General features: G+C 43.7%; 12 protein-coding genes and 1 rRNA gene. 4 read left to right on the top strand and 9 right to left on the bottom strand.

Going from position 1 to position 13,058, the window contains the following annotated elements; genetic code table 11:
* Window positions 1–75, top strand: a 5S ribosomal RNA gene (gene rrf, locus ACVBIL_RS14945); the annotation flags it as partial.
* Window positions 76–1,333: 1,258 nt separating this feature from the next.
* Here the strand turns inward: rrf and mutT are convergent.
* From mutT to nadC, 9 genes are all read right to left on the bottom strand, one after another.
* The gene (gene mutT, locus ACVBIL_RS14940; protein WP_447167767.1) at window positions 1,334–1,723 is read right to left on the bottom strand and encodes an 8-oxo-dGTP diphosphatase MutT; all 390 of its coding nucleotides are present in this window, start codon (window positions 1,721–1,723) and stop codon (window positions 1,334–1,336) included.
* Window positions 1,720–1,959 (bottom strand): DNA gyrase inhibitor YacG, encoded by a 240-nt coding sequence (yacG, locus tag ACVBIL_RS14935; protein ID WP_447167766.1) that lies wholly within the window; start codon window positions 1,957–1,959, stop codon window positions 1,720–1,722. The genes mutT and yacG overlap by 4 nt, the downstream gene beginning before the upstream one ends.
* A 59-nt stretch (window positions 1,960–2,018) precedes the next feature.
* Window positions 2,019–2,753 carry a cell division protein ZapD gene (zapD, locus tag ACVBIL_RS14930; RefSeq protein WP_447167765.1) on the bottom strand — a complete coding sequence of 245 codons (735 nt, stop codon included), beginning with the start codon at window positions 2,751–2,753 and terminating at the stop codon, window positions 2,019–2,021.
* An 8-nt stretch (window positions 2,754–2,761) separates the two neighbouring features.
* Window positions 2,762–3,367: a dephospho-CoA kinase gene (gene coaE / locus ACVBIL_RS14925; protein ID WP_447167764.1), complete on the bottom strand. Its 606-nt coding sequence runs from the start codon at window positions 3,365–3,367 to the stop codon at window positions 2,762–2,764.
* Window positions 3,368–3,394: 27 nt separating this feature from the next.
* A complete protein-coding gene (locus ACVBIL_RS14920; RefSeq protein WP_447167763.1) occupies window positions 3,395–4,306 on the bottom strand; it encodes a prepilin peptidase in 912 nt (303 codons plus the stop codon).
* A gap of 64 nt (window positions 4,307–4,370) precedes the next feature.
* Window positions 4,371–5,639, bottom strand: coding sequence for a type II secretion system F family protein (locus ACVBIL_RS14915; RefSeq protein ID WP_447167762.1), 1,269 nt, complete (start codon window positions 5,637–5,639; stop codon window positions 4,371–4,373).
* 144 nt (window positions 5,640–5,783) lie between these two features.
* Window positions 5,784–7,493 (bottom strand): type IV-A pilus assembly ATPase PilB, encoded by a 1,710-nt coding sequence (gene pilB / locus ACVBIL_RS14910; protein ID WP_447167761.1) that lies wholly within the window; start codon window positions 7,491–7,493, stop codon window positions 5,784–5,786.
* Window positions 7,494–7,562: 69 nt separating this feature from the next.
* Window positions 7,563–8,003 (bottom strand): pilin, encoded by a 441-nt coding sequence (locus tag ACVBIL_RS14905; protein WP_447167760.1) that lies wholly within the window; start codon window positions 8,001–8,003, stop codon window positions 7,563–7,565.
* A gap of 1,277 nt (window positions 8,004–9,280) precedes the next feature.
* Window positions 9,281–10,165: a carboxylating nicotinate-nucleotide diphosphorylase gene (nadC, locus tag ACVBIL_RS14900; protein WP_447167759.1), complete on the bottom strand. Its 885-nt coding sequence runs from the start codon at window positions 10,163–10,165 to the stop codon at window positions 9,281–9,283.
* Between the two features lie 253 nt (window positions 10,166–10,418).
* Between nadC and ampD the strand changes: the two genes are divergently transcribed.
* The 3 genes from ampD to pdhR all read left to right on the top strand — a co-directional run bounded on the left by ampD (window position 10,419) and on the right by pdhR (window position 13,021).
* Entirely contained in the window at window positions 10,419–10,961 is a 543-nt protein-coding gene (ampD, locus tag ACVBIL_RS14895) for a 1,6-anhydro-N-acetylmuramyl-L-alanine amidase AmpD (protein WP_447167758.1), read from the top strand.
* 93 nt (window positions 10,962–11,054) lie between these two features.
* Window positions 11,055–11,906 (top strand): beta-lactamase regulator AmpE, encoded by an 852-nt coding sequence (gene ampE, locus ACVBIL_RS14890; protein ID WP_447167757.1) that lies wholly within the window; start codon window positions 11,055–11,057, stop codon window positions 11,904–11,906.
* 362 nt (window positions 11,907–12,268) lie between these two features.
* On the top strand, window positions 12,269–13,021 hold the full coding sequence (gene pdhR, locus ACVBIL_RS14885; RefSeq protein ID WP_447160783.1) for a pyruvate dehydrogenase complex transcriptional repressor PdhR: 753 nt from the start codon (window positions 12,269–12,271) through the stop codon (window positions 13,019–13,021).
* The last annotated feature ends 37 nt before the right edge of the window (window positions 13,022–13,058 follow it).

Raw genomic sequence — 13,058 nt, 5'->3', positions numbered from 1 at the left:
GAACTCAGAAGTGAAACGCAATATCGCCGATGGTAGTGTGGGGTCTCCCCATGTGAGAGTAGGTCATTTCCAGGCGCTAAATACAAAAAAGCCCGCTACGATGTAGCGGGCTTTTTTACGTCTTGAATTTGTCGTTTCCATACGTACTCCAAGTTCAATAGTGAAAAAGCCACCTACGCTTTATACGATAAGAGCGGGTGGCTTTTTTGTACAGGAAGTACTTATCCTTGAATGCCATGGATGGTATAGGAGAGGAGTTGCGTTTGGGTGTTTGTAAAAATAATGCATGTGTAACTTAGATTGTTAATCTCTACCCGTTAAGGCGACAGCTTCACTTATAGTAGGCATAAATGTCATTCTTGATAAAGAGTCGATGTCGAGTCGATTATTGCTCCTGCATAACCGACACTTCCGTCATCTGATGTTTAGGATTAACAAATGCCTTGGTGGCATGGATGCCAAGGAAAGGCCTTGGCGGTCACCGCTTCTCCGCGTTCACTCTTCACTTAAAGCAGAGGGGCTGAATACTACGTATTCAAAGCGCCCAACTTTCACCCCCATGTGTTCGCTGCGCGAACCGAGGGCGATTATATGCTCCTCGGTAACTGCTCCTGCGTTACTCTACCTCCTATATCCATATAGTCGTGCATAATCGACACTTCCCACATCCATTTGGGTCGTAGGTCATTTCCAGGCGCCACTTTTATTTCACTTTTGTAAAAGTGAAGACAAAAAAGGATTCTCAAAAGAGAAGTGAGAAAGCCCGCTACGATGTAGCGGACTTTTTTACGTCTGGAATTTAGAAAATGACCCTGCTGCCTCAGCCCGCTTTCAGCTAGTTCGGGCTTTTTTCGTTTAACGACTTTTGAAATGACACTAGTACATGGGGAAATAAAGAGTCCGAATGCAGTGAGGCTCAATACCCATGTGGAGTAGGGCGAATATCGCGCTAGCGATGTGTTTATGATCGCGAAGCTTTAGCGTAGCTGGCCATTTCCAGGCTTTAAGTAATGCCATTCCATCTTAACATCCAGTCATTCTTGCCCGGTATCTTCGACATAACGACATCACTCTCTTTCTATAGCTGATGAAATTATTCTAGGCTTCAGAACACGCGTTCATTATATCCTCATAAACTTGAAAGCAGTGGTTTGCTAACTGGTGCTGTCGCAACCAGCTCCATACTTGCTATATCGGATTTAGCTCCGGTGAGTATGGTGGTATAAAGCATTACAAGAGGGAAATAATATAGAAGGGAGAGTTGTAGTAAAAGCTGAGCCACTTTTGTGGCTCAATGCTGTTTATGGCTCAAGGCTGTTTGCAGATAAAGTTACTAGCCGAGGATTTTGGTTAAGATGGCTTTATTGGCTTCGGGGAATTCATACTGAGTAAGCTTTTCTTTATCAACCCACCTAACCTGCTGGCCTTCTAAACCTTGTGCTTCGCCGCTAAAATGGGTTACCCAGTGGATATCTAAGAAGACTTGTTTATCACCATAGTCATGGTGGATCTCCATCATCGGCTCAGTGCTTATGACATCTAAATTTACTTCTTCTTTAAGCTCTCTGATTAGTGCCTGCGAGGTGGTTTCAGCATCTTCTACCTTACCACCAGGAAACTCCCATTTTCCACCTTGGTGCAGATGTTCGGGACGTTTAGCCAGCAAAATCCTTTTAGTTGAATCTTGGATGACTCCCACGGCGACGTGGATCAGTTTGCTCATCGGTTTTTGTCTTCGTCGAAGTTGCTTTGGTCTAGAAAAAAATCAGCTTCATCGTAGCCTAACTGATCAAGCATGTCAGGATCGAATTCTGGTTTGACTGGAATGGCATTTTTCTCTGACGCCCAATCTCCAAGATCGATTAATTTACAGCGGTCACTGCAAAACGGCTTGAATTTAGATTCAGCATTCCAGATTACGGGCTTTTGGCAAGTCGGACATTTTACTGTTAAAGACATAATGAACCTTGTCAGTTTACAAGCTGACGTTTAGAAGTGTATGGGTAGATTTTAAAGCGTTAAGGGCAGGTTGCCAACTCGAAATCGATAGCTTGATCAGAATGCTTCTGTTGGTCGAACTGTACAAAGTGTATGGCGTAGCGGTTTCTGTGGCCACTAATGGTGGGGTAACAACCTTGTTCAGCGGCGAGTTTGACTCTTATGAGTGATAAAGGTTGATCGCTATTACCTTGAAAAAAGCCGCCACTAGCTTGTTTTACTTGGTATTCTGTTGCCTGTCTCGTTAGATCAAGCAGTAAGTTTATTGGTGATAGTAAGCTCGCAAAGTGACTTACCCAATCTTGATACTCACTTTGGCGCACTTGCCAAGGTTTGGCTAACCAATAATGCAGCTGCGGTAAGTCGAAATTACAACTTGCGCCGGGCATATTGAATCTTTGTCTGAGGGCTGACAAGAAGCGATCTTGTTTTAGTTCATGCCCCGGTCGCTGAGAGGCTTGGAGTATGTCTCTGCAAGTTGTTAACTTGGTTATATAGAGCTCTACTTGCTCATCTTTTATAGAGGGCAGAGATTGCCATTTTGACAAGGCAAACAGTTGTCTATCTAGGTCTTTGAGCACTTCGCCGCGGTAATCGCAACGTTCGCTGAGTTCACATAAGGAGAAAAGTGGATAAAAACAGCGGTGCTGATGATCTTGCTCGAGATTAGCCTGTACCTGCTGCGCCAAATATTCTAGGCGCAGGTAACTCCGAGTTTTTTCATTTAGAGGCTGTTCATAGATCAATTTAGTCATGGCGTTATTCAAGAATTACTGGATAATTTTAAATAAAAGTTATGTAGTGCGTGTACCTTGCACTTTAACGCCGATATCTCTCCCTGGTTGTCTATGACATCATCAGCTTTTGACAGTTTCTCGGCTCTAGGAGCCTGACTGCCTATTATATTTTTTACCTGCAGTGCAGTAACAGCATCTCTGCTAACCGTTCTTTGCTGCTGCAGCTCCGGTGAAATATCCACCAGAAGTGTTCGTTGTACTAACCTATCTAACCCGTTCTCAAATAGCAAGGGTACAACCATAATTACATAATCTGATTGTGCATTTTTGCACTGTCGCAACATTGATTCTCTGATCATTGGGTGTAATAGGTTGTTTAACCACAGCCGCTCAGTGTTATTTGAAAAAATCTTTTCTCTGAGCATAGCTCGATCTAGATTGCCGTCAGCAAGTAGTGTGTCTGAGCCAAAGTGCTCTGTAATCTTTATAAGGCCTGTTGAGCCTTTAGCTACCACTTCGCGGGCGATGATATCGGCATCAACGAGTGTAATCCCGAGCTCAGCAAAAAGATTTGCGACTGTTGTTTTTCCGCTACCTATCCCGCCTGTTAGTCCAACTATATAGTCAGCCATAGTGACTCCTTTGCTCTTTATGACCTTTTATAAGGTAGAAAGATACCAGTTGGTGATGCTTTCGCCCCAGATCATCGCTATCCAGCCTGCTGCAGCGATGTAAGGCCCAAACGGGATTGGGTTACCATGATTTAATTTTTTGAACACGATAAGTGCGATACCCACTACGGCGCCAACAAGCGAGGAAAGTAATATAACCAGAGGCAGCACTTGCCAGCCAAACCAGGCGCCAAAAACGGCTAACAGCTTAAAGTCGCCATAGCCCATGCCGTCCTTGCCTGTAAGCAGTTTAAACAGCCAAAACACGCTCCACAAACTTAAGTAACCCGCAGCTGCACCAATTAACGCATCAGACGTTGTCGCAAAGGTGCCACTTAAATTAACGATGAGCCCAAGCCATAATAATGGCAGGGTAATCTGGTCAGGCAGCAGCATTTCGTCTAAATCGATACCAGTTAAGGCGATAAGGCAAAATGTCAGTAAAGTGGTTAGCGCGAACTCTAAAGTTGGGCCAAAATGCCAAGCTAAAAAGGCAACGAGTACGCCAGTAATGAGTTCAACAATAGGGTAGCGAGCCGAAATAGGATTGCTACACGCCGCGCATTTGCCCTTTAGCATTAACCAGCCAAGAATGGGCAGGTTATGCATTGGCTTGATATTGGTTTTGCATTTAGGGCAAGCAGAGCCGGGCATGACCAGATTATACTTTTCAGGGAAAGCATCGATTGGCGCTTCAAGCTGTTTTTTATTGCTATCGAACACTTCTTTTTTGTATTCACTTAAATAGTGATTACACTCTTGCTGCCACTCACGCTTCATCATCACCGGCATACGGTGAATAACCACGTTTAAAAAGCTGCCGATAACAGCGGCAAACACAAAGCTTAAGCTTATAAAAAGCCAAGGGGTCAGGCTAAAAACAGAAATTAGTTCAGTCATTATTATTCTTAAATTGTAAAGACGCGACAATAATTCCGCGTCTTTGGTATTTATTAAAGAGGCCCTATCCTACAACATTACCCATTTCGAAAATAGGCAGATACATACCGACAATTAGGCCGCCTACAACAGTACCAATCACCACCATCATAACTGGCTCAATCAGGCTTGATAAGCCATCAACGGCATCATCCACTTGCATCTCGTAGATATTAGCCACTTTGTTGAGCATGTTATCAAGTGATCCTGACTCTTCACCAATCATCACCATCTGAATTAGCATATCAGGGAACAAACCGGTTGTGCGCATGGCGACGTTCATCTGCATGCCCGACATCACTTCGGTGCGAATTTTTAAAATCGCTTTCTTGTAGACGGCGTTACCCGATGCGCCAGCGGCAGACTCAAGGCCATCAATTAACGGCACACCTGCAGCAAAGGTGGTTGCAAGCGTTCGGGCAAAGCGGGCCATAGCGCCTTTGTGTAAAATGTCGCCAATAGCAGGGATTTTTAGTATTAGTTCATCGACTCTATCGCGAAACATCTGCGAGTTAAGGTGTGCACGCTTAAAGCTCCATACGCCAACAATGATGGCGATAACGAAAATGTACCAGGACGCCTGTAACCATCTGGAGATATCGACTATTAACTGGGTAAAAGCGGGAAGCTCTGCACCAAAACCTGCAAAGATGCTTTCAAATTGTGGTACTACAAATAACAGCAGTAAGGCGGTTACTAAGATAGCCACAATCACAACCGCGGCAGGATAGAACATGGCTTTTTTTATTTTGGACTTTAAGGCTTCTGATTTTTCTTTATAAGTGGCGACCCTATCGAACACTTGGTCTAGCGAGCCGGAGTGTTCACCAGCACCGACTAAATCCACATAGAGGTCATCAAAGTATTGTCGATGCGGTCTTAACGAGTCAGAAAGTGGAATGCCTGATTGTACATCGTTAACTATGGTTGCTAACAGTTCACGCATTTTGGGTTTTTCATGGCCTTTACCGAGCATCTCTAGCGTGGTCACAATGGGGACACCTGCTGCCAACATGGTCGCTATTTGCCGGGTCATCATGGCGATGTCCATCGCGGTGATTTTCTTTTCTGATTTAAATAGCGGCGCCGACTTTTTACGAACCGCCTTTGGAATAACCCCTTGAGCTTTGAGCTGAGCCCGAATTTCGGCGCTGGAAATCCCTCGTAATTCACCTGAGGTTTTACCGCCATCGCGGTTGGTACCGCTCCAAGTATAGGTAACCACTTTAGGCTGAGTTTTTTGCGTTTTTTTTCGCTCTCTTACTTGCTTGGAGCTTTTGGTTGCGATTGCCATGGCGGCCCTTTATATCGTTATTCTATTTTGTTATTTTATAATCGTTATTTTAGGTAACGCTTCATGTCGGTTAATTTTGAGCTGCACATTTTAAGGCTGAACCATTTTATTGTGTCTATTAATGATGTCTATTAATGGTGTCGATTAAAAGCTGGTGACGCGGTTAATCTCTGCAATGCTAGTGACGCCCTGGATGACTTTTAACAGGCCGGAATCACGCAAATCACGCATACCTTGGCTTTTGGCTTGCTTGAGGATCTGCAAGGAGTTGCCGCCTTCCATAATGGTGCGGGCAATTTCATCTGACATTTTCATCACCTCATAAATACCGACACGGCCTTTATAACCGCCAGAGCAGAGATCGCAGCCGACAGGTTTATGTGGCGTAATGCCAGCATCGACTTGCTCTTGATTGAAACCAAGCTTTAATAGTTCCTCTGCGGGGATTGTTTCTGGCGCTTTACAGTTAGGGCAAAGGCGCCTTGATAGACGCTGGGCGATGATTAAATTTACCGAGCTGGCAATGTTGTAACCGGGTACGCCCATGTTGATTAAACGGGTCAGGGTTTCAGCTGCAGAGTTGGTGTGCAGGGTCGATAGCACCAAGTGACCAGTTTGCGCCGCTTTAATGGCAATTTCAGCGGTTTCTAGGTCTCGAATTTCGCCCACCATCACCACATCAGGATCTTGACGCAGGAATGAGCGCAGCGCCGAGGCGAAGGTTAAGCCAGCCTTGAGGTTAATGTGGACTTGGTTTACCCCTTCTAGGTTTATCTCTACTGGATCTTCGGCGGTCGAGATATTGCGCTCTTCGGTATTAAGAATGTTAAGGCCGGTATAAAGCGATACGGTTTTACCTGAGCCCGTAGGGCCAGTCACCAAGATCATTCCTTGAGGCTTTTGCAGCATCTCTTCATACAGTAATCTCTGGTCATCTTCATAGCCGAGCTTTTCGATGCCAAGCTGGGCTGATGATGAGTCTAAAATACGCATTACAATCTTCTCGCCCCAGATGGTGGGCAAGGTGCTGACGCGAAAATCGATAGATTTAGTGCGAGATAGCTTCATCTTGATGCGGCCATCTTGCGGTACGCGGCGCTCGGCGATATCAAGTTTTGACATCACCTTTAAACGAGCTGAGATTCGATTGGAAAGATTAACCGGTGGCTCGGAGACTTCGTGCAGAATGCCATCGATGCGAAAGCGGATGCGGTAACGTTTCTCATAAGGCTCAAAGTGTAAGTCTGACGCGCCTTTACGGATAGCATCGGTGAGAATCTTATTAATATAGATAACGATTGGCGCATCGTCTTTACCGCTACCATCTTGCTCTTCATCACGTTTACTGGTATCAGTAACTTCGATGCTAGCTAGTGCTTCTGCATCGATATTATCAAGATCTAGGCCGCTGATATCATCTTCTAACACTTTCTCTAGCGCTTTAGTGAGCTTATCATCTTCAACTAGAATCGCTTCAGCGTGCAGACCAGCGCTAAATTGAAAATCCTCTAGCGCTGCGATATTGGTGGGATCGGACGTAGCGATATAGAGGCGGTTACCGCGTTTAAACAGTGGTAGACATTTATGCTTCTCTATAAGTTTCTTATTGAGAAACTCTTCTGGAATAGCGCCGATATCAAATTCATTGAGATCAAGTAATGGGGTGCCATATTCTTCATAGCAAAGCTCGGCAATCTCACGTGCGGAGATAAGTTTGCTGCTGATTATGGTACTGACTAAAGAGGTCTTGTTTTTACGAGAAGTGGTTACAGCGGATGCAATCTGTTCTTCGCTAAGTAAACCTTTGCGAATAAACAGGGTGGATAAACCTAGGTGCAGTCCAGTGGTAGGCATCGGTCGTCCTAAGTTGCTGATTTAAAATGTGAAAGAGGAGTGCGTCCTCTTTCACATTGTGAGCTTATTCTAGCAAATGGCTGGCGAAGCTGTTGTACATGTACCGCCTTTAGTCCATGTTACTTTTCCATTACCATCAATCGCAGCTTGCATCGTGTATGTTTCATCACCGTCGAAACCATTGCCACTAGGTGCTGTAGCTGTAATCAAACCAGCTAAAACAGATAGACCTGAAACTGTTGCTGATCCAGTAATATCTGCAGGTATAGACCAGCCATTACCATTGCCTAGTGCAGTACATGTTGCTACAGCACTTAAATCCATTGCGCAAAGTTCAACCTGAGTCTTTATAGCTGATGTGCTGATAACAACTTCTGAAAACTTGGCTTTTTGCGTGTAATTCTGATAAGCAGGCAATGCGATTGCTGCCAAAATACCGATAATCGCCACTACGATCATCAATTCAATTAGGGTGAAGCCCTTAGCATTATTCATTTTTGACTTGTTCATGTCTATCTCCATTAGAAAAACGTTGAAATCACGTTTGAACGCTGCTTACTGGCATTCAAATCGCTATTCATACTGTTATATCACTGTTTATATCAGTGCTTATTATGAGTAAGTAGTGCTTCAACCCTGCTTAATGCTCCTGCGCCAGCGCGTCGCAACTTCCTATGCCAATTAGTCACTTAATATTGTTACCTGCAACCTGCAACCTGCTACTTGCAACTCATAATGCAGATGTAGGTAACTCATTAGCGGTGATCGGCGCGACTTAAGGTATCCGTGTCTATCTTAATATAAATTATTAAATTTAAGCTCCGCGGTCATTATTAGGCTATTTTGGCTCTTTCTATATCTTCTACATCTATAGATAAAGACTGAATTTAAATATTTATTCAAAGTTCAAAACTTATACCTCTAAGCGGTGTTTGCCTAAAGTGAGGTTTCAATTTAACTAAAATCTAGTCGATTTTTGGTTAATAAATATTCTATTCGATCTGAATAACGTCAAAATAGTTGTTGTATCAATAACGAGTTAACCAAGCTGGCAATTTTGCCTAAGTGCAAGTTAGTACAAAGTTATGAAAAATGGAATAGCAGTTTGCAATAAAGTGGTGTTCTGATTGTGATTTTTCTAAAAGTAAGTGTTTATTGTGCAAAAAGTTATAACCGTAGCCTGTCGGTGGTTAAAATATTGACGAATGTGGTCTCGGTGTCATTTTTATGGTGTTTTGTCTTGGATTTTATTTTTAGCTGTTCGCCTTGAGTATATTGAGGTGAGCTTTTAATGGATTTGGCCAGTATTTAGGCCCTTTTTAAGACCGAAATCGCTTGGCGAGTTATCTATCTAGGCCTGCTTTACTGCTAGTGGCGTCGTTTGGTTTAACATTTTCTTTACTGAGGCAAAGCGGAGCAGCCAAGATTATGCCAGTTGTTTGGTTATTGTCGAATCTTGTAAATGAGATCGCCGGGAAATTAAAACCTGCTCTGTGTGCACGCTATTTTGGCTTGTTACAAATGCAATAAGGATGGGGTTAGGTTAGCTATTATTAAGCTGATTTTCTAATTATGTTGAAAACTTGGATTTTATATTTGCGTTTAAAACGCATCTTTATTCATTTGTGGTGATTATCGGCTATGCTGCTTATTCTCGTTACCTGTGAGCCTTAGCTCAGATACTTATGGCAGCGATTATTCAATTGAATAGATAAACAGAGTGGCGAGACTAGTGTAATAAAAGCCTAATTATTATTAGGCTTTTTAAGGATAAGCTCTATGGTGGGTTACTTAAGTCTTAATGACAGATCCAGTGCGCGTACATGTTTGGTTAACGCGCCGACGGAAATAAAGTCGACACCGGTTTTGGCAAAGTCAGCGATAGTGTCGATAGTGACGTCGCCTGAGACTTCTAATTTTACGCCTAGGCCTCTGGCTTTGTAGCTGTTGTTTAGCTCTACCGCTTCAAGCATTCGGGTGATATCGAAGTTATCTAGCATAACGATGTCGGATTGTGCGTCGAGAGCCTGTTTTAGCTCATCAATACTTTCGACTTCTACTTCGACAGGTTTATCGGCGCGTAAGGCTCTGGCCGCTGCAATTGCCTTGGCTATGCTGCCACAGGCCATGATGTGATTCTCTTTAATCAGAAATGCATCGAATAAACCGATGCGATGATTTTGGCCGCCACCACAGCTAACGGCATATTTTTGTGCTGTGCGCAGGCCGGGAATCGTTTTACGAGTATCTAATAGGCGGGTATGGGTGCCTGCAAGCTTATCAACATAATGCTTAGTGAGGGTGGCCACACCAGATAATGTTTGGATAAAGTTCATTGCCGTACGTTCACCCGTTAGGATGGCTCTGGCTGGACCTTCAAGCTCACATAAAAGTTGATTAGGCAGGACTAAGTCGCCGTCATCGACATGCCAATGCAGTGCAACTTCGCTGCCTAATTGATTAAAAACTTGCTCAGCCCACGCCTTGCCACAGAATACGCCTTCTTCTCGAGTGATTAGGTTTGCCTGCGCAATTTTGTCGGCTGGAATAAGCAGTGCAGTGATGTCTGCATCGGATCTCTGTGTTGAAGTTAGATTTGAGTTGGCATCTTGGTGGCCTAAATCTTCATCCAAAGCGGCTTTGACTGAAAGTCGAATATCATTTTCAAGCATGGTGGCTGTCCTTACTGACTTATAACTGACTTATAACGGGCATCTAACTGCGGTTATAACTGTTGTATATGGGGCACGCTTTAATAGTGGCTTTAATCTTAACATAAAGTTTTACCAAGAGAGTTAGCATTATTGCGGCTTATACTCTGGAATTGTTGGTTTTTTTAGGGTGATAAATCTCAAAAGCACGACTATATTCATAGGGTTAAAACTGCTAAAGTGAATTTAATATTTTTGCTTTAGGAACTCTGCTTTGTCACTGAATTTACTTGATGGCTGGGTGACTCAGGCGCGATTTTGCCTTTCACCGCATGCTAATATAAGACCCGATAATGAAGTCAGCTTGCTGGTGATCCATAATATCAGCCTGCCTGCGGGGTGTTTTGGTGAGCCCTATATCGACCAGTTATTTCAGGGGACGCTTGATATTGATGCCGATGCGAGTTTTAAAGATCTGCAAGGCTTAGCTGTTTCTGCCCACTTTTTAATTCGGCGTGATGGCGAGCTAGTGCAGTATGTTTGTTGTGATGATAGGGCCTGGCATGCGGGTGTGTCTGAGTTTGCAGGTCGTAGCAATTGTAATGATTTTGCAATTGGAGTTGAACTCGAAGGGACTGATACATCGGCTTATTCTGAGCAACAGTACCAAAAGTTAATTGAGCTGACTCAAAGTTTGATGCTCAATTACCCTGACATTACGCCTACGCGTATTACAGGGCACAGTGATATTGCGCCGGGGCGGAAAACCGACCCTGGTGCAAGTTTTGATTGGCAGCGTTATAAAGCAGCACTGTAACAAGGGCTGTAACTAGGGCTGCAATTAGGGCTGATGAGTGACCAAACTGAAACGAGGTCACTTGTTAGCGGGTTAACATTTAAGGTAAATGCTATGGCTTTATTTGCGTTATTAGTTGCAATTTTAGTGGAACGGTTACGATTACTGCCTGATTCCTGGCAGTTCGATGCCTTGTTGTCGAAATATCATAAATCCTTGGTTAATGAGCAACAGCAGCAATCGCTACTAATGATGACTGTCGCGATTTTGCTACCGGCAATAATCGTGTATCTGTTGTCATGGCTCGCATCGGGTATGTTATGGGGGGCTGTGAGTGTTGCCTTATGGGTAGCGATAGCGGTGTTGTGTTTTAGTCATAATGCCCAAAGGCAGGCATTTAAACGCTATATTCAAGCCGCTTGCCGAGCAGACTCTCAAGCCTGTTTCAATTACGCGAACGAGCTGGACCCGAGCCAAAGCCTAGAGTCAGTGAATGAAAAAGAACTGGGTGAGAAGGTTGGCCAAAGTGTGACGTGGATTAACTACCGTTATTATGGAGCAATAGCACTTTATCTCATTATATTAGGGCCTGTCGGTACTGTACTTTATTGCACTGTACGTTTTTATAGTGAACAGAGTCGTCAATATGAAACTCCGCTACCGTTAGTCGATAACCTCTTGTTTGTACTTGATTGGATCCCTAGTCGGGTGTTCTCATTTGGATACGTATTAAGTGGTCATTTTAGGCACGCTATTTCGTCTTGGGTGTCACACGCATTAAGCCCTAAAGCTTCAGCACGTGACATCATTACTCACGTTGCAGTTGCTGCTGAGACGTTGCCTGAGTCATCATCGGCCCCCATTTGTTTACAATCAACTATTGCATTATTGCAACTAAGTAAGCGCAATTTTATTTTGCTTATTACGGTACTTTCACTAATGACGATATTCGGTGTGGTTAATTAATGAGCGGGTGATTGTGTTTTTAATGAAAAATTAGCAGAAGTTAAATTTAGTTTTACCGAATTACCTAAACCGACGATTGCGCGATTTATCAACTTTTAACTGATCGCGCATTCTCTTTTAATCCTTATCCATTTACCAAAAATCTCTCCATGTTTAATTGCTTATAATAATTATTATCAATGCGCTAATAATCAAATTTGGCACATTGGTCTGACCCCATAGTGAAAAAAATCAGCTATGCTCACACATCGAGCATAGATTTGATAAAGATCACTAACTGGACTTCCAAAGTGTGATTTGATAAAGTGCGCTCAGTCAATTAAATTGGTAAGACCAATTTACAATAGGAGCTGAGGCCCAGTATGGCTTATAGCAAAATAAACCAGCCAAAAATTTCTGACGTCATTATGGGACAGTTGGAGCAGATGATCTTGGAAGGCAGTATTCAACCAGGACAAAAGCTTCCACCAGAGCGTGAACTCGCATTGCAGTTTGAAGTCTCTCGACCTTCTTTACGTGAAGCGATTCAAAAGTTAGAAGCAAAAGGCTTGTTGATGCGTCGCCAAGGCGGCGGAACCTATGTAAAAGAGCAGCTTTGGCAAAGTCTTGCCGATCCAATCGTTGAACTTATGCACTCAGATTCAGAAAGTCAGTATGACTTGCTGGAGTTTCGTCATGCCACAGAAGGCATGATGGCGTATTTTGCAGCGCTTCGTGGTAACGATGCCGATATGCAAAATATCAAGCGCACTATTTTAGAAGTAGAAGCCGCGAAAGAGATTGAAGAGCAAGCTAATGCCATTGTGCGTTTTTACCGCGCAGTCGCCGAAGCATCACATAATGTGGCTATGCTGCATCTTGTATTAAGTTTATCCCCTGTGCTGCATAAAAACGTGGCGCAAAACCTAGAGCTTTTAAGCCGACGCGAAGAAGCCTCTACCACGGCCAATGATCACCGCCGAGCACTGCTCGCAGCCATCATTCGCCGCGACCCAGAAGCTGCACGCGAAGCCTCCAATGAACACTTAAGTTACATTGAAGAAGTGATGCTGGCAGTACGGGAAGAAGACAGTCGACTGCAGCGTAGCCTGCGTCGCTTAAAGAGTGGTGTTTAAGCTAGCTCTGTTTTGAGCAATAGCTTGTTACCGAACT

It is taken from the genome of Shewanella sp. 125m-7, assembly GCF_052977045.1.
The sequence above is the reverse complement of the archived record's forward strand: the minus strand, read 5'-3'. Positions and strand labels throughout refer to the sequence as shown.